General features: G+C 73.9%; 14 protein-coding genes, 2 tRNA genes and 1 pseudogene. 7 read left to right on the top strand and 10 right to left on the bottom strand.

Going from position 1 to position 16,589, the window contains the following annotated elements:
• Positions 1 to 87: 87 nt before the first annotated feature.
• From purF to ACQYWQ_RS16035, 3 genes and pseudogenes are all read right to left on the bottom strand, one after another.
• Positions 88 to 1,617: an amidophosphoribosyltransferase gene (purF, locus tag ACQYWQ_RS16045; RefSeq protein WP_431035367.1), complete on the bottom strand. Its 1,530-nt coding sequence runs from the start codon at positions 1,615 to 1,617 to the stop codon at positions 88 to 90.
• A 381-nt stretch (positions 1,618 to 1,998) separates the two neighbouring features.
• Positions 1,999 to 2,458, bottom strand: a pseudogene (locus ACQYWQ_RS16040) (nucleoside deaminase); the annotation flags it as partial.
• A 109-nt stretch (positions 2,459 to 2,567) separates the two neighbouring features.
• Entirely contained in the window at positions 2,568 to 3,443 is an 876-nt protein-coding gene (locus tag ACQYWQ_RS16035; RefSeq protein ID WP_431035366.1) for an alpha/beta fold hydrolase, read from the bottom strand.
• Positions 3,444 to 3,542: 99 nt separating this feature from the next.
• On the opposite strand from ACQYWQ_RS16035, the gene ACQYWQ_RS16030 reads away from it, so the two are divergent.
• Positions 3,543 to 5,510, top strand: a complete 1,968-nt coding sequence (locus ACQYWQ_RS16030; protein WP_431039212.1) for a BTAD domain-containing putative transcriptional regulator — start codon at positions 3,543 to 3,545, stop codon at positions 5,508 to 5,510.
• A 111-nt stretch (positions 5,511 to 5,621) separates the two neighbouring features.
• On the opposite strand, the gene ACQYWQ_RS16025 is transcribed toward ACQYWQ_RS16030, so the two are convergent.
• The 4 genes from ACQYWQ_RS16025 to ACQYWQ_RS16010 form a co-directional block, all read right to left on the bottom strand.
• Positions 5,622 to 6,425 carry a sterol carrier family protein gene (locus ACQYWQ_RS16025; RefSeq protein ID WP_431035365.1) on the bottom strand — a complete coding sequence of 268 codons (804 nt, stop codon included), beginning with the start codon at positions 6,423 to 6,425 and terminating at the stop codon, positions 5,622 to 5,624.
• A gap of 394 nt (positions 6,426 to 6,819) precedes the next feature.
• Positions 6,820 to 7,479, bottom strand: a complete 660-nt coding sequence (locus ACQYWQ_RS16020; RefSeq protein WP_431035364.1) for an SAM-dependent methyltransferase — start codon at positions 7,477 to 7,479, stop codon at positions 6,820 to 6,822.
• 41 nt (positions 7,480 to 7,520) lie between these two features.
• Positions 7,521 to 8,177, bottom strand: coding sequence for a TetR/AcrR family transcriptional regulator (locus tag ACQYWQ_RS16015; RefSeq protein ID WP_431035363.1), 657 nt, complete (start codon positions 8,175 to 8,177; stop codon positions 7,521 to 7,523).
• Positions 8,178 to 8,190: 13 nt separating this feature from the next.
• The gene (locus tag ACQYWQ_RS16010; RefSeq protein ID WP_431039417.1) at positions 8,191 to 8,709 is read right to left on the bottom strand and encodes a hypothetical protein; all 519 of its coding nucleotides are present in this window, start codon (positions 8,707 to 8,709) and stop codon (positions 8,191 to 8,193) included.
• Here ACQYWQ_RS16010 and ACQYWQ_RS16005 point away from each other — a divergent pair.
• Entirely contained in the window at positions 8,631 to 10,262 is a 1,632-nt protein-coding gene (locus ACQYWQ_RS16005) for an MFS transporter (protein WP_431039211.1), read from the top strand. The two genes, ACQYWQ_RS16010 and ACQYWQ_RS16005, sit on opposite strands and share 79 nt — an antisense overlap.
• Before the next feature lie 59 nt (positions 10,263 to 10,321).
• On the opposite strand, the gene purL is transcribed toward ACQYWQ_RS16005, so the two are convergent.
• Genes purL through purS form a run of 3 tightly spaced genes read right to left on the bottom strand, consistent with a single transcriptional unit; the run spans position 10,322 to position 13,505 of the window.
• The gene (purL, locus tag ACQYWQ_RS16000; protein WP_431035362.1) at positions 10,322 to 12,586 is read right to left on the bottom strand and encodes a phosphoribosylformylglycinamidine synthase subunit PurL; all 2,265 of its coding nucleotides are present in this window, start codon (positions 12,584 to 12,586) and stop codon (positions 10,322 to 10,324) included.
• Positions 12,583 to 13,263 carry a phosphoribosylformylglycinamidine synthase subunit PurQ gene (purQ, locus tag ACQYWQ_RS15995; protein WP_431035361.1) on the bottom strand — a complete coding sequence of 227 codons (681 nt, stop codon included), beginning with the start codon at positions 13,261 to 13,263 and terminating at the stop codon, positions 12,583 to 12,585. The genes purL and purQ overlap by 4 nt, the downstream gene beginning before the upstream one ends.
• A complete protein-coding gene (gene purS, locus ACQYWQ_RS15990) occupies positions 13,260 to 13,505 on the bottom strand; it encodes a phosphoribosylformylglycinamidine synthase subunit PurS (protein WP_431035360.1) in 246 nt (81 codons plus the stop codon). The genes purQ and purS overlap by 4 nt, the downstream gene beginning before the upstream one ends.
• A 454-nt stretch (positions 13,506 to 13,959) precedes the next feature.
• On the opposite strand from purS, the gene ACQYWQ_RS15985 reads away from it, so the two are divergent.
• The 5 genes from ACQYWQ_RS15985 to ACQYWQ_RS15965 all read left to right on the top strand — a co-directional run bounded on the left by ACQYWQ_RS15985 (position 13,960) and on the right by ACQYWQ_RS15965 (position 16,580).
• A complete protein-coding gene (locus tag ACQYWQ_RS15985) occupies positions 13,960 to 14,277 on the top strand; it encodes a histone-like nucleoid-structuring protein Lsr2 (RefSeq protein WP_007824243.1) in 318 nt (105 codons plus the stop codon).
• Positions 14,278 to 14,401: 124 nt separating this feature from the next.
• Positions 14,402 to 14,473 (top strand) — tRNA-Gly (locus ACQYWQ_RS15980).
• Between the two features lie 65 nt (positions 14,474 to 14,538).
• Positions 14,539 to 14,611, top strand: a tRNA-Gly gene (locus tag ACQYWQ_RS15975).
• A gap of 122 nt (positions 14,612 to 14,733) precedes the next feature.
• A complete protein-coding gene (locus ACQYWQ_RS15970; RefSeq protein ID WP_431035359.1) occupies positions 14,734 to 15,792 on the top strand; it encodes an ABC transporter ATP-binding protein in 1,059 nt (352 codons plus the stop codon).
• Positions 15,789 to 16,580: an ABC transporter permease gene (locus ACQYWQ_RS15965; RefSeq protein WP_431035358.1), complete on the top strand. Its 792-nt coding sequence runs from the start codon at positions 15,789 to 15,791 to the stop codon at positions 16,578 to 16,580. The genes ACQYWQ_RS15970 and ACQYWQ_RS15965 overlap by 4 nt, the downstream gene beginning before the upstream one ends.
• Positions 16,581 to 16,589 lie beyond the last annotated feature (9 nt).

Raw genomic sequence — 16,589 nt, 5'->3', positions numbered from 1 at the left:
GGCGTACGGGGGTGGGTGGGGTGGGCCCGCGCCTTCGGTGCCGGGGGCCGTGCCATCGTCGGCCCGTACCCCGGCACCTCGCCCGGCTCAGGGCCGGCGCAGGGCCTCGGTCGCTGCGGGCTCGGCGACTCCGGCGGCCAGCTCGGTCTCCAGGAGCTGCTTGCCGAGCAGCTCGGGGTCGGGCAGCTCCATCGGGTACTCGCCGTCGAAGCAGGCGCGGCAGAGCCGGTCCTTCGGGATCGTCGTCGCCTCGATCATCGCGTCGGTCGAGATGTACGAGAGCGAGTCGGCGCCGAGCGAGGCGCCGATCTCGTCGGGGGTCATCCCGTTCGCGATCAGCTCGGCGCGGGTCGCGAAGTCGATGCCGAAGAAGCACGGCCACTTCACGGGCGGCGAGGAGATCCGCACGTGCACCTCGGCGGCCCCGGCCTCGCGCAGCATCCGGACGAGCGCGCGCTGCGTGTTGCCGCGCACGATCGAGTCGTCGACGACGACGAGGCGCTTGCCCCGGATGACTTCCTTGAGCGGGTTGAGCTTGAGGCGGATGCCGAGCTGGCGGATGGTCTGCGAGGGCTGGATGAAGGTGCGGCCCACGTAGGCGTTCTTCACCAGGCCGTTGCCGAAGGGGATGCCGCTCTCCTCGGCGTAGCCGATCGCGGCGGGCGTCCCGGACTCCGGCGTCGCTATCACCAGGTCGGCCTCGACGGGCGCCTCCCGCGCGAGGCGGCGGCCCATCTCGACGCGGCTGAGGTAGACGTTGCGCCCGGCGATGTCGGTGTCGGGGCGCGCCAGGTACACGTACTCGAAGACGCAGCCCTTGGGCCTGGCGTCCGCGAAGCGGCTCGTGCGCAGGCCGTTCTCGTCGATCGCGACCATTTCGCCCGGCTCGATCTCGCGGACGAAGCTCGCGCCGCAGATGTCGAGCGCGGCGGACTCGCTCGCGACGACCCAGCCGCGCTCCAGGCGGCCGAGCACGAGCGGGCGGATGCCCTGCGGGTCGCGGGCCGCGTACAGCGTGTGCTCGTCCATGAAGACGAGCGAGAAGGCGCCCTTGACGTGCGGGAGGACGCGCGGGGCGGCCTGCTCGACGGTGAGCGGGGTGCCGTCCTGCGCCGTCTGCCCGGCGAGGAGCGCGGTGACGAGGTCGGTGTCATTGGTCGCGGCGACCTGGGTCGCGCGGCCGTTCTCCTTGGGGAGCGCGGCGACCAGCTCGGCGAGCTGCGCCGTGTTCACGAGGTTGCCGTTGTGGCCCAGGGCGATCGAGCCGTGCGCGGTCGCGCGGAAGGTGGGCTGCGCGTTCTCCCACACGGAGGCACCGGTGGTCGAGTAGCGCGCGTGCCCCACGGCGATGTGGCCCTGGAGTGAGCTGAGGGAGGTCTCGTCGAAGACCTGGGAGACGAGTCCCATGTCCTTGAAGACGAGGATCTGGGAGCCGTTGCTGACCGCGATACCCGCGGATTCCTGGCCCCTGTGTTGGAGGGCGTACAGCCCGAAGTAGGTGAGCTTGGCGACCTCTTCGCCCGGAGCCCAGACACCGAAGACGCCGCAAGCGTCCTGGGGGCCCTTCTCGCCCGGGAGGAGATCGTGATTAAGGAGTCCGTCACCACGTACTGGCACGCCTTCGAGTGTAGGGGAGGTCGTGCACTGGTCCGAATTGGGGACGGGGTCACTCCGCTTCGCGCGAGCGGTTCGACCTGCGACGACGGCCGTTCCCCGCGCTGTGCGCGGGGCCGGGGCGGGCCGAGGCGGCCCGGTGATGCCGCAGGTGGGAGGGGGTCTACGCGCGAGGCTGCGGGGGTGGGCGCGGGGCCGGGGGCGCGGGGGGCCCGCGGGGGCGCGCGGGTGTGCGGTGTCTCACGTCGGGGCGGTGGCCGCGAGGTGCCGCGCCGGTCACGGGCGGACGTGGACCCGGTGGCGCAGGGCGCGGATCTCCTGGGTCAGCTCGGGCGCGGGTCTCCTCGGTCGGCTCGGGCGCGGGTCTCCTCGGTCGGCTCGGGCGCGGATCTCCTGGGTCAGCTCGGGCGCGGGTCTCCTCGGCGAGGGCGCCGGGGACGACGGCGGTGACGGGCAGCGGCGCCACGGGCGCGGCGGGCAGGCCCCATGCCGTGAGCCGGCCGGCGAGCCGCGCCGCCGAAGCGGGTGGACGATGCGACGTGGACGCTGCGGCCGAGACCGACCCGGCCGTGGGCGGCCGCGCACACGGGGCAGTGCTCGCCGCTCGTGTACACGGTGGCGCGGGAGCGTTCCGCGGGCGTGAGGTGGGAGCGTGGCGCGGGCGTGAGGTGGGCGGCCGACCAGCGCGCCAGGGCGAACTCGGGGTGCCGGGTGTGGTCGCCCCCCCGCGACCTCGTTGCGCCCCTCGGCGAGCACCTCGCCCCCGCCGGACACGAGGACGGACCCGAAGGGCTCGTCCCCCGCCGCGAGGGACCCCGGCGGCGAGGACGAGACAGCGGCGGAGTGCGTGAGGCCGGTGTCGGTGAGCGGCGTGGCGCGAGGGTACGAGGCGGGGCGGGCGTGGGGCGGCTCCGTACCGGCGTCCGGTCCCGGGGGCGCGCCGCCCGACGTCGTCAGCCCCGTTCCAGCAGCTCCCTGAGCACCTTCGTCACCTCGTCCGGTGCCTCCTCGGCCATGAAGTGCCCCGCGTCCGTCGTGCGGTGGACGAGGTCGGGGGCCCAGGCGCGCCACACGGCCTCGGCGTCGTAGCCGAGCACCGCGCCCCAGTCCTGCTGGAGGACGGTGACGGGCATCGCGAGGCGGCGGCCCGCCGCGCGGTCGGCGCGGTCGTGCTCCACGTCGATCCCTGCGGAGGCCCGGTAGTCGGCGACGATCGAGGGCACGGCGGCGCGGCTCGCCGCGAGGTACGCGGCGCGGACGTCGTCGGGGAGCGGGCTCTTCGCCCAGGCGTCGACGAAGTACCCGAAGAAGGCGTCCGCGCTCGCGGCGATCATGGTTTCGGGCAGGCCAGGGGGCTGCGCCATCAGGTACAGGTGGAAGCCGACGGCCGCGCTCGTGCCGCGCATCGCCTCCCAGGAGTCGAGGATCGGCAGGACGTCGAGGCAGAGCAGGTGGCTCACGGCCTCGGGGTGGTCGAGTCCGGCGCGGTAGGCGACGAGGGCGCCCCTGTCGTGGCCCGCGAGGGCGAAACGCTCGTGGCCGAGTTCCCGCGCAAGGCGGACGATGTCCTGCGCCATCGTCCGCTTGGCGTACGTCTCGGGGCCTGTTTCGGCGGGTTTGTCGCTCGCGCCGTAGCCGCGCAGATCGGGCACGATCACGGTGTGGTCGGCCGCGAGACCGGCGGCGACCTCGCGCCACATGAGGTGGGTCTGCGGGAAGCCGTGCAGGAGCACGACGGGGCTGCCGGAGCCGCCGACGGCGGTGTGCAGGCGGACGCCGTCGGCGACGGGCACGGTGTGGTGGGCGAAACCGGGGATGGCGGGGGGCATGGAGCGGGTCCCTTCGGGGCTCGGTGTCGGTCGGTGGTGTCAGCCTCGGAGGTGCGGATGAGCGCTGGATGAGTACGGGCGAGCGGGTGGGAGGTGGTCCTGGTGGTGGACTTCGCGGTGCTGGGTCCCCTCGCGGCGTACGACGGAGGGGGGACGGAGGTACGGCTCGGGGGGCCGCGTCAGCGGGCGGTGCTCGCGCGGCTCCTGGTCGCGCGCCGCCAGGTCGTCCCGCTGCCGCGCCTCGTCGCCGACCTGTGGGAGGGCGAGGCGCTGCCGGGCGATCCCGAGGGGGCGGTACGGACCTTCGTGGCGGCGCTGCGGCGCGTGCTCGAACCGGGGCGGCGGCCGAGGACGGCGGCGAAGGTGCTGGTCACGGAGGGTCCCGGGTACGCGCTGCGGGCCGCGGGTGAGGTGGACGCGTGGCGCTTCGAGCGGGCGGCGGGGGCGGACGAGGCCGCGCCCGGTCTCGTGGAGACGCTGGAAGGGGCGCTCGCGCTGTGGCGCGGCCCCGCGTACGCGGACGTGGCGGCAGCGCCGTGGGCGCGCGCGGAGGCCGCGCGGCTCGAAGGGCTGCGGCTGCACGTCGTGGAGCGCAGGGCGGCGGCGCTCCTCGCGCGGGGCGGCGCGGCGCGGGCCGTACCGGATCTGGAGGAGTTCGTCGCCGCCCACCCGGTGCGTGAGGAGGGCCTGCGGCTCCTCGCGCTCGCGCTGTACCGCTCGGGCCGTCAGGCGGAGGCACTGTCCGTCCTGCGGCGGGCACGGCGGATGTTCGGGGTCCGGCTGGGGATGGAGCCGGGGGCGCGTCTTGCCCGGCTTGAGGAGGACATCCTGCGGCAGGCCCCGCACCTGGACCCGGCCCCGGTGGGCGGCGGGCAGGTGTGGGCGCGGGCGGCAGAGGCGTACGCGCGGGCGCTCCCCGCGGCCGACCGCAGCCGTTTGCGGACGGCGGCCGGGCTCATGCGGGACGTGGCGGTGACGGGCGGCGAGGGGCTGAGCGCGGCGCGCGAGCACCGGCTCGCGACGGTGGCCGAGGCGCGGCGGTACGGGGACGCGGAGCTGACCGCGCGGGTCATCGGCGTCTACGACGTGCCCGCGCTGTGGACCCGTGCGGACGAACCCGCGCAGGCGGCGCGCCTCGTGGCGGCGGCGGAGGACGCGCTGCGGGAGCTGCCGGGGGAGCGCGAGGCGGAGCGGGCGCGGTTGCTCGCGACCGTGGCGGTGGAGTCGCGGGGCGCGGCCGCGGGGGCACGCTCGGTGCGCGCGGCGCGCGAGGCCGAGGCGCTGGCGCGGCGGCTGGGCGACCCGGGGCTGCTGGTCTTCGCGCTGAACGGGGTCTTCGTGCAGAGCTTCGCGGGGGCGAAGTTCGCGGGGACGACGGGGTTCGCGGGGACGACGGGGTTCGCGGGGGACGCGGTGCTCGCGCGGGGAAGGCGAAGGGGAGCGGGCGGGGACGCGGGGCGGGACGGGCTGGGGGCCGAGCTGGTCGCGGTGGCGCGGGCCGCCGGGCTCGTACCGCACGAGGTGCTCGGGCACCTCGTGCGGATGCAGGCGCGGTGCGGGCTCGGGGACTTCGCGGGCGCCGAGGAGTGCGCCGCGGCGGCGGACGCGCTGGCGGCACGGCACGCGTTGCCGCTCGTACGGGTCTTCACGACGTGGTTCCGCGCGCTGCGCGCCTCGCTCGCGGGCGGCGGCTGGGAGCCGTACGAGGAGGCGGTGGCGCTGCTCCCCGGCTGCGGGATGCCGGGCTTCGCCGCGGGCCTCCCGGCGCTCGCGCGGCTCACGGTCTCGCTGCGGACGGGCGAACAGCCCTCGGACGAAGGCGACTTCGGGCCGTACGAGCCGTGGGTGCGGCCGCTGCTCGGGGTGTACGGGGACGCGGGCGAGCGGGCGGCCGCGCGGCTCGCGCTCGTGAGGGCGCCGGAGCCGCCGGGGGACCACATGGCCGTGCTGGTACGGGAGTTGACGGCGGAAGCGGGGCGGCTCCTGCGGGGGGAGCCGGGGGGCGCGGGGTTCGTGGGGATCGTGGGGGCGGGGAGCGGGGTGGTGGCGGTGGCGGGGCGGGGGTGATGCCCGTGCGGGGGGGCGCCCATGCCGGAGGGGGCGGGGGGACTGCCGTGCCGTGGGGGCGGGGTGACTGCCGTGCCGTGGGGAGGGGGTGCCCGCCGTGCGGGGCGGGCGTCAGCCCATCAGGGGCAAGTACGGGGAGAGGTCGGCCCGTTCGCCGCTCGCGGCGATCCTGGCCGCGGCGCGTTCGCTCGCCCAGTCGGTGCGCCCGGTGGCGAGGCGAATCCAGGTGAGGGGGTCGGTCTCGACGACGTTGGGCGGGGTGCCGCGCGTGTGGCGGGGACCCTCGACGCACTGCACGACGGCGTACGGCGGGACCCGTACCTCCGTGGAGGCGCCGGGGACGCGGGCGGCGAGCGCGTCGGCGAGCAGGCGCGTGCAGGCGGCGAGCGCCTGCCGGTCGAGCGTCACCTCATGGCCCGTCGCGCGCGCCACGTCGTCGCTGTGCACGACGAGTTCGACGCACCGGGTGACGAGGAAGTCGGCGAGGGTCATGGGCCCGGCCGGGGCGGCGACGAGCCGACCAGGGAGCACGCCGTCGAGCACCTGGTCGGCGCGCGTCGCCGTCTCGGCGAGCCAGTCGTCGAGCGCGGCGCGCCCCGCGAACCCGGCGGCCTTCTCGCGTACCCGCTCCTCGTTGAGCGCGGCTCGCGAAGCGGTCGTGAACGGCCAGTCCGTGAGGGCCACTTGCGGGCCGACCGGCGGCGCGGCCTCGACGGCGCGCGTCACGGACTCCAGGGTGAGGCCGAGGTGCGTGACCAGCTCGGCGACGCTCCACTCGCCGAGGCCCGAGGGCAGCGCGAGGTCCTTCTCGCCGAGCCCGCGCACGGCCGCTCGGGCGAGCCCGTACTGGGCGAAGAGCGCGGTGCTCGTCTTCCGGAAGTCATAGGTGCGGGGGCGGCGCTTGGCGGGTGGCATGGGACGAGCGTAGGGGGTACGGGGAGCGTGCGGCGCCGTGCGAGCGGGGCCGGCTCCCCCGGCGGGCGCGCCGCCCAGGTCGGCTCCGGCGCGGGCGGGTCCGTCCGGGGTCCGCCCCGCCGCTCACCCGAACGGGGGTCACGCCCGTACCGCCCGTACGTGTCACAGGACCGGCGTGCGCACGGCGGCCGCGACACGGCTGCCACCATCCGGCGGCCGCCACCCGGCGACCACGGCACGGGGCCGCCACGCGGCACCCGCGACGGCACCCGCCACGCGGCACCCGCCGGTGCGCGCGGTCCGGCCGGGAGACCCGGCCCCCGGCCCCCCGTGCGCCGCGGCATGACCTCATCGGCGGGCAACTCCCGTATCAGCGCGCCCCGTTCGGCGCCCGTCAGCGGCTCTCCCGCTCGGCCAGCACGTCATACCCGACGAACGTGAACATGCGGCTGTCCGGGGGCGGCAGCGGGACCGGCGGGCCCGTGCGGCGGTGGGCCGCGACCGCCTGGCGGACGTCCGGGGTCGAGAGGCTGTCGCGCGTGAAGCCGCGCGCTTCGAGCCAGGCGCAGACGCGCGGGACGCGGTCGGGGTCCTTGCGGTTACGGGTCCACACGAGCGTGCCGCCGGGCGCGCAGAGCCGGGACACCCGGTCGACGGCCTCCTCCATGCCCGCGTCCGCCACGTTGCCGAGCACGCCGCACACCAGGACGAGCGCCGCGGGGGCCACGTCCCCGTAATTGCGTACGAGCGCGGCATCGCCCGTCACGACGTCGACGCGCCCGCCGAGCCCGAGCCCGGCCGCCGCCTCGCGCGCCACCGCCGCGTTGCGCGGGTCGAGTTCGACGAGGCGGGCGCGGACGTCCATGCGGCGCGGGTGCCCGGCGAGGACGCCGAGCAGGTCGTGGCCCTGCCCCGCGCACACGCTCACGGCCCTGATCTCACCGGGCGGCGCCGCGTCGAGCACGTCGGCGATCCGCGCGCGCACGGTCCGCAGTCGCCGCGCGAGCACGGAGTCGGGGTCGTCGTACACGCGGTGCCAGTCATGCCAGTCCATGCGCGGACGGTAGAACGCGGGGACCGCTCCTGTCCCGCGCTTCACGTACGCGGAACGTCGCCCTCCGTGTCGGTACGGAGCCCGAAGTCCCCGATCCCGGCCTCCAGTTGCCCGAACGCCCGCTCGGCGAGCGCGAGGCCCTCGGCGATGACGCGGTCCACCGCGATCCCGGCCAGCAGCCCGCGGAAGTTGCGTCCCACGAGCGTGTGCCACACCGCGAGGACCTGCGCGGCCACGAGCGAGGAGCCCGCTTCGTCCCCCGTCGCCGCCGTCAGCTCGGCGGCGAGCGCCCGCTCGGACCTGACCCGCAGCACGAGCACGCGCGCCAGGAGCGGGGGCGTCGAAGCGATGAGCCCCTGGAGGCGCAGCACGACCGGCAGGTCGTTGCCGCCGAGCGAGGCGTCGCCCGCCGCGAGCGCCGAGAGGTAGGTACGGCGCAGCGCGGCCACCGCCGACTCACCGGGCGCACGCTCGCGCACCGCCCGCGCGGCGTCCTCGACGTGCTCCTGGAGCGGCGAGAGGACCAGGTCCTCCTTGCTGCCGAAGTGGTTGAAGACGGTCATCTTCGAGAACCCGGCCGCCTCCGCGATCTCCGCGACCGACACCGCCTCGAAACCGCGCTCGGCGAAGAGGTCGAGCGCCACCTCGCGCAGCTTCCGCCGCGTCTCCGCCTTCTTCCGCTCCCGCAGGCTGCTCATGCCGCGCACGGTATCAGCGGCCCTCGCGGGGGCGGACCTGCCGTTTCCCTGCCGCGAGAGCCTCCGACTTTATATTGACCGAGATGAAATATTGACTCGGTACACGAACGTGAGTCATCCTCGGCTCATCGGCACCCGTCGACACCCATCGGCCCGTCCACGGCCGCCCGCACCCGTCCACGGCCGCCCGCACCGTCCACGCTCGCCCACGCCCGTCGCACCCGAGGAGCCCCCATGACGCCATCACCGCCACCCCCGCCATCCCTGCCACCCCGGCCATCTCCGCCATCCCTGCCATCTCCGCCAGCCCCGCCACCCCCGTCATCTCTGCCATCTCCGCCACCCCCGCCATCTCCGCCAGCCCCGCCACCCCCGTCATCTCTGCCACCCCTGCCATCCCCGTCATCCCTGCCAGCCCCGCCACCTCCGCCACCTCTGCCACCTCCGCCACCTCTGCCATCTCCGCCACCTCTGCCATCTCCGCCATCCCTGCCATCCCCGCCACCTCCGCCACCTCCGCCATCTCCGCCATCCCGCCACGGCCTCGTCACGGCGCTCTGCCTCGTCACGATCGTCCTGGCGGTCCTCGACTCGAACATCGTCTCGGCCGCCGCCGTCCCGCTCGTCCGCGATCTCGACCCCGAGGGCGGCCTCGCGAAGGTCCCCTGGCTCGTCACCGCCTTCCAGCTCGCCGCCACGGCCGCGCTCCCCCTCTACGGGAAGCTCTGCGACACGCTCGGCGCCAAGCGTGTCTTCCTGGGCGCGCTCAGCGTCTTCCTGCTCGGCTCCGCGCTGTGCGGCTGCGCCCAGTCGATGCCGCAGCTCCTCGCGTTCCGCGCCCTCCAGGGGGTCGGCGGGGGCGGGCTCATGAGCATCACGCTCGTCGTGATCCGGCTCTCGGCACGGGCCCGCCACGACGAGGAGAGCGGTGCCGCCCCCGGTGCCGCCCCCGGCTCCGCTCCCGCTCGGCCCGCCGGCCGGGGCGCCGGAGCCGGCGGGCTCGTCGCAGGGGCCGGGATGGCGCTCGGCCCCTGGGTCGGCGGGATGCTCACCGAACACCTCTCCTGGCGCTGGATCTTCTGGGTCAACCTGCCCCTCGGCCTCGCCGTGCTCCTCACCGCCGCCGCTGTCGTACGCCTGCCCGACCGCCCCGAGCGCCGCCGCGTCGACTACGCGGGTGCCGCGCTCGCCGCCGCCTTCGCGTCGGCACTCCTGCTCACGCTCGAATGGGGTGGCGGGCGCTGGCCCTGGCTCGCGCCGCAGACCCTCGCCCTCGCATCGACGGCTCTCGCCCTGCTCGCGCTGTTCCTGTGGCGGCAGGCGACCGCCCCCGAACCGGTGCTCCCGCTGGGCCTGTTCAGGCCCAGGGCCCTGCGTCTCGGCTTCGCCGTGCAGCTCCTCCTCGGTATCGGGCTGACCTCGGCGATCGTGCAGGTGATGCTGTACCTCCAGGTCGCGCGCGGGCTCGACTCCGCGAGCGCGGGGCTCTTCCTGCTCCCGATGGCTGCGGGAATGACGGTCTCGGGCCTGCTCTCGCAGCGGTACGTGAAGCAGCGCACCCGCTTCCCGCTCGCCCTCGGCACGACGGGCGCCGCCCTCGGCCTCGCGCTGCTCGCGACCTCGACCGCGCACACCGGCGCCTGGGCCACGCGGGGCGAACTCTTCGTCCTGGGCTGCGGTTTCGGCCTGCTGGTGGGTCAGCTCGTGCAGTACGCGCAGGACTCGGCGCCCGCCGGTCTCCTCGGCGTCACGACGACGGCCGCCCGCTTCTTCCAGACACTCGGCGGCGCGGCGGGCGCGGCCCTCAGCGGCGTCCTGCTCACCCGCCTCACCGGGCTCGACGGCGCCGCCGCGCGCGGTCACGACCCCTCAACGGCCGTCCCCGGAGCGGCGCTCGCCTTCACGGGCGGCATCGCCACGGTCTTCGCGTGCCTCGCGGCCCTCATGCTCCTCGCGACGGTCCTCGTCCTGCGCCTCCCGACGCCGCCCGCGCACCGGGCGGCCGCCCCGGCCCCGGACACGCCTGAGCCCCCACCCGGTCGCTCCGACCGGACAGGGGCTCAGACGCAGGAAGGCGTCGGCTGACCACGTACGGGGGGCCGTCGCACCGCCTCGGCGCGCGACTCCCCCCGTACGCACGGCACTCAGGCCAGCAGGCCCGGCACCGTACCCTCGTGGATCTCGCGCAGCTCGCGCAGCGAGAGCGCGAACTCGCCCTGCACCTCGACCGCTTCGCCGTCCACGACCCCGATCCGGGTCGCGGGCAGCCCGCGCGCGCCGCACATGTCGGTGAAGCGCAGTTCCTCGCTCCTCGGCACGGCGACGACCGCGCGGCCCGCCGACTCCGAGAAGAGGAACGTGAAGGCGTCCAGGCCGTCGGGCACGACGAGACGCGCGCCGTTGCCGCCGAGCAGCGCCGACTCGACGACGGAGGTGATGAGGCCACCGTCCGAGAGGTCGTGCGCCGCGTCGATCATGCCGTCGCGCGAGGCCGAGATCAGGATCTCGCCGAGCAGCCGCTCGCGCTCCAGGTCGACGGCCGGGGGCAGCCCGCCCAGGTGCTCGTGGATCACCTCGGACCACGCCGAGCCGCCGAACTCCTCCTTCGTGTCACCGAGGAGGTACAGCAGCTGACCCTGCTCCGTGAAGGCGACCGGGGTACGCCGCGCCACGTCGTCGATGACGCCGAGGACGGCGACGACGGGCGTCGGGTGGATCGCCACGTCACCTGTCTGGTTGTAGAGCGAGACGTTGCCGCCCGTCACCGGGGTGCCGAGCTGCTGGCAGCCGTCTGCCAGACCGCGCACGGCCTCCGAGAACTGCCACATCACTGCCGGGTCCTCGGGCGAACCGAAGTTGAGGCAGTCCGAGACGGCGAGCGGGCGCGCGCCCGTCGTCGCGACATTGCGGTACGCCTCGGCGAGCGCGAGCTGCGCGCCCGTGTACGGGTCGAGCTTCGCGTAGCGGCCGTTGCCGTCCGTCGCGAGCGCGACGCCGAGACCGCTCTCGTCGTCCACGCGGATCATGCCGGAGTCCTCCGGCTGCGCGAGGACGGTGTTGCCCTGCACGTACCGGTCGTACTGGTCCGTGATCCACGCCTTCGACGCCTGGTTCGGCGAACCGAGGACCTGCTTGACCTGCTCCTTGAGCGCGGCGGAGTCCGCCGGGCGGGGCAGCCTGTTCGCGTCGTCGGCCTGGAGCGCGTCCTGCCACGCGGGGCGCGCGAGGGGGCGCTCGTAGACCGGGCCGTCGTGGGCGACGGTGCGCGGGTCCACGTCCACGATCTTCTCGCCGTGCCAGAAGATCTCCAGGCGGTCGCCGTCGGTGACCTCGCCGACGACCGTCGCGATGACGTCCCACTTCTCGCAGATCGCGAGGAAGCGCTCGACCTTCTCCGGCTCCACGACGGCGCACATGCGCTCCTGCGACTCGCTCATGAGGATCTCCTCGGGCGAGAGCGTGGAGTCGCGCAGCGGTACGTCGTCGAGGACGACCGTCATGCCGCCCGAGCCGTTCGACGCCAGCTCGGACGTGGCGCAGGAGAGCCCGGCCGCGCCGAGGTCCTGGATGCCGACCACGAGCTTCTCGGCGAAGGCTTCGAGCGTGCACTCGATGAGCAGCTTCTCCTGGAAGGGGTCGCCCACCTGGACGGCCGGGCGCTTGCTCGGCTTCGTCGCGTCGAAGGTCTCCGAGGCGAGGATCGAGGCGCCGCCGATGCCGTCGCCGCCGGTGCGGGCCCCGTAGAGGATGACCTTGTTGCCCGCGCCGGACGCCTTCGCGAGGTGGATGTCCTCGTGCCGCATGACGCCGACCGCGCCCGCGTTGACGAGCGGGTTGCCCTGGTAGCAGGCGTCGAAGACGACCTCGCCGCCGATGTTCGGCAGGCCCAGGCAGTTCCCGTAGCCGCCGATCCCGGCGACGACGCCGGGCAGCACGCGCTTGGTGTCGGGGTGGTCGGCCGCGCCGAAGCGCAGCGGGTCCACGACCGCGACCGGGCGCGCGCCCATCGCGATGATGTCGCGGACGATGCCGCCGACGCCGGTCGCGGCGCCCTGGTAGGGCTCGACGTAGGAGGGGTGGTTGTGCGACTCGACCTTGAAGGTCACCGCGTACCCCTGGCCGACGTCGACGACCCCGGCGTTCTCGCCGATCCCGACGAGCATCGCGTCCGAGTGCGGGGCCTTGTCGCCGAACTGCTTGAGGTGGATCTTGCTGCTCTTGTACGAGCAGTGCTCCGACCACATCACCGAGTACATCGCCAGCTCGGCGCCCGTGGGCCTGCGGCCCAGGATCTCGCGGACCCTGAGGTACTCGTCCTCCTTGAGGCCGAGTTCCTTCCAGGGCAGCGGCGTGTCCGGGGTCGCTGCCGCGTTCTCGACGGTGTCCAGGCGGGGATTCGTGGGGCTCATGCGGACACCAGCTTCCTCAGGATCGAGGTGAAGAACCCGAGGCCGTCCGTGCCGCCGCTGCCGATGAGCGGTTCCACGGCGTGCTCGGGATGCGGCATGAGGCCCACGACGTTGCCGGCCTCGTTGGTCACGCCCGCGATGTCGCGCAGCGAGCCGTTCGGGTTCGTGCCGACGTACCGGAAGACGACCCGGCCCTCGGCCTCCAGGGCGTCCAGGGTGCGCTCGTCGGCCGTGTAGCGGCCGTCCATGTTCTTGAGCGGAATACGGATCTCCTGACCCGCGGTGAACTCGGTGGTCCACGCGGTGCCCGCGTTCTCCACGCGGAGCTTCTGCTCGCGGCAGACGAAACGCATACGGTCGTTCTGGAGCATCGCGCCGGGCAGCAGGTGCGCCTCGGTGAGGACCTGGAATCCGTTGCAGATACCGAGGACAGGCATTCCGGACTTCGCCTCGGCGATCACGGATTCCATGACCGGCGAGAACCGCGAGATCGCGCCCGCGCGCAGATAGTCGCCGTAGCTGAATCCCCCGGGCAGGACCACGGCGTCGACCTGCTTCAGGTCCTTGTCGCGGTGCCACAGCGGAACGGCTTCCGCGCCCGCGATCCGTACCGCGCGCTGCGTGTCACGGTCATCAAGGGTGCCGGGAAAAGTGACGACCCCAATACGTGCCGTCACGATTCCACCTTTACGACGAAGTCCTCGATGACGGTGTTGGCGAGGAAGGTCTCGGCCATCTCGTGGACCCGCGCGAGGACGGCGTCGTCCACCTCGCCGTCCACTTCGAGCTCGAATCGCTTTCCCTGACGCACGTCGGCGATCCCGTCGAAACCGAGGCGCGGCAGTGCACGCTGCACCGCCTGCCCCTGGGGGTCGAGGATCTCCGGCTTGAGCATGACGTCGACTACGACGCGTGCCACGGGCACTCCCGGTGTGTGGTGCTTCGTTGAGCTTGTCCGTTCAGCGTACCGGGCCGGAATTTCTACGCGGGTAGAACGGAAGTGGATCACTTACGGGGAGTAGCAGCCTCCACCACGGGTCCGGGGGCCCGCACCTGCGGATCTGTGGCGGTACTCACACGCGAAGTCGCCGGTCCCGGAAAATCCGCCCGCATATAGGGGGCGGCAATGCGTACGCGCGCGCCGGGAACAGCCGCCGGAACACGCGGCAGAACTCCTTAAGGACTTCCCCACTCCGCACCCCGGCCTGTAAAAAGGAATCGGCCGGGAAAAGACATTCGGTAAAAGTGTGTACGGGCACGCATGATCCCGTGCGCGCCACCGTGTGCACAGGGCCGCGCCCCGACCGGGAGCGCGGAACTCCGGCCGCGTACAGGTCGGGCGGCGGGAGCCGCCGACGAAAGGACCGATATTCGTGGCGCAGCGTGTCGTGGTCACGCTTTACGACGACACCGACGGCAAGGAAGCGGCGGAAACCGTCACTTTCGGGCTCGACGGCAAGTCGTACGAGATCGACCTCAGCCAGGCCAACGCGGAGAAACTGCGCAAGGCGCTGGAGCCCTTCGTGGCCGCAGGCCGCAAACGCTCCTCATCGGGCCGCGCCTACCGGCGCACCTCCGTGGCGGCCGACCCCGCCGCGGTCCGCGCCTGGGCCAGGTCCCACCAGATGGACGTGCCGCAGCGCGGGCGCATCCCGAAGAAGGTCCTTGAGGAGTTCGAGGCGGCCAACTGAGGCGAGCACGGGGGCGCGGGCCCTGACGGCCCGTCGCCCCCGATTTGCACTCCACCCCGGGTGATCGGCTAAAGTCTGGAGCACGCCGAAGGGAACGGGCCGAAAGGCCGGAACCCGGAGCCGCGCGGGTGTAGTTCAGTAGTAGAACACCCCCTTTCCAAGGGGGAGGCGCAGTGTGCGATTCCTGTCACCCGCTCTGTACCGCTCGACCGTGAGGTAGGGTGGTCACCGCCCCGCACGACGCGAGTCGTGGGAGCATCTGCGGACGTAGCTCAGTTGGTAGAGCGCAACCTTGCCAAGGTTGAGGTCGCCAGTTCGAACCTGGTCGTCCGCTCAGCGAAAGGCCCTCCGGAAACGGAGGGCCTTTTTCGTGTGCCCGTGCGGGATGACATCTGTCATCCGCCTTCGTGACACCGCGCACTGCCCCGGAGCCCCGGACCCGGGAAGACTCGAAGCATGAACAGCGCGAAAGACACCACGCGAGTCATCGACGTGACTGACCTGCGCCGGGTCTACGGGGGCGGGTTCGAAGCGGTCGGCGGGATCACCTTCCACGTGGACCGAGGCGAACTCTTCGCCCTGCTCGGGACGAACGGCGCGGGCAAGACGTCCACGGTCGAACTCCTCGAAGGACTGGCCAGGCCCACGAGCGGCAGCATCCGCGTCTTCGGCCACGACCCCTACCGCGAGCGGGCCGCGATCCGCCCCCGCACCGGCGTCATGCTCCAGGAGGGCGGCTTCCCCTCCGAACTGACCGTCGCCGAGACGGTACGGATGTGGGCGGCCTGCACGAGCGGGTCCCGCCCCGCCGACGAAGCGCTCGAACTCGTCGGGCTCCTGGGGCGCCGTGCCGTCCGCGTCAAGCAGCTCTCCGGCGGCGAACGGCGCCGCCTCGACCTCGCGAGCGCCCTCCTCGGCCGCCCCGAGATCCTCTTCCTCGACGAGCCGACGACCGGGCTCGACGCCGAGGGCCGCCGCGCCACCTGGGACCTCGTCCGCGCGCTGCGCGCCGAGGGCACCACCGTGCTCCTCACGACGCACTACCTGGAGGAGGCCGAGGAACTGGCCGACCGGCTCGCGATCCTCCACGCGGGCCGCATCAACGTGGCGGGGACCGTCGACGAGGTCCTCGCGAGCCAGCCCTCGCGGATCTCCTTCCGGCTCCCCGCGAGCCACCGCCCCGAGGACCTGCCCCCGCTCGCCCGCCTGTGGGCCGAGCCCGCCGGGGCCCGCGCGGACCGGCTCGCGCCGCCCGACGACGCCGCCTCGCTGCGCGCCGCCCTCCTCGACGCGGACGGCAGGACCGTGCGCCTGCGCACCCACCGGCTCCAGTACGCGGCGACGGAGCTGCTGCTGTGGGCGCGCGCCGAGAACATCGAGCTGGACGGGCTCGACATCCGCGCGGCCTCGCTCGAAGAGGCGTTCCTGCGGATCGCCGCGCAGGCCGGCTCCCGTACCGAAGCCCCTGCCGTCCCCGCCCCCGCCCCCGCGTTCGCAGAGGAGACCACCCGATGAGCACCCTCGCCCCCACCGGCCCCGCATCGACCGCGCGCAGCCGCATGGGCGCCCTCGCGCGTGCCGAGACGACGCTGCTCCTGCGCGGCAAGGGCACGCTCTTCGCCGCGCTCTTCGTACCGTTCGTCGTCCCGTTCAGCCTCAAGAACGCCGTCGACTCGATGGACCTGAGCGGCACGGGGCTCGACATCGGCACCGTGCTCCTCCCGGCCGCGCTGGGCCTCTCCCTCCTCTTCGCCGTCTACTCGACCCTCGTCGGTACGTACGTGACGCGGCGCGAGGAGCTGGTGCTCAAGCGGCTGCGCACGGGCGAGGTGCGCGACCACGAGATCCTCGTCGGCTCGGCACTGCCCGCCGTCGTGACGTGTCTCGTGCAGTGGGCCGTGGTCATCGTGGGGTTCACCGTGCTCGTGCAGCCCGGCATGCCCGCGAATCCGGCACTCGCGGTGCTCGGCGCGCTCATCGGCATCGTCGTGGCCATCGGGCTCGCGGCGCTCACCGCGACGCTCAGCCGCACGAGCGAGACCGCGGCCGTCACGGCCATGCCGCTCATCCTCCTCACCATGATCGGCTCGGGCGTCAGCGTCCCCCTCGACGTCATGCCCGACACCCTCGCGACCATCGCCCACTTCCTGCCCTTCACACCGACGCTCTCGCTCCTGCGCGGCGGCTGGGCGGGCAACATGGACGGCGGTGACACCCTCCTGGCCATCGTCACGGGTCTCGCCTGGGCCGCCTTCGCCGCCTACGGCGTCCGCCGCTGGTTCCGCTGGGAGCCGAGGCGCTGAGCGCGGGCC

This window comes from Streptomyces sp. P6-2-1 (genome assembly GCF_050613165.1).
In the GTDB taxonomy this organism is placed as follows: Bacteria; Actinomycetota; Actinomycetes; order Streptomycetales; family Streptomycetaceae; genus Streptomyces.
The sequence above is the reverse complement of the archived record's forward strand: the minus strand, read 5'-3'. Positions and strand labels throughout refer to the sequence as shown.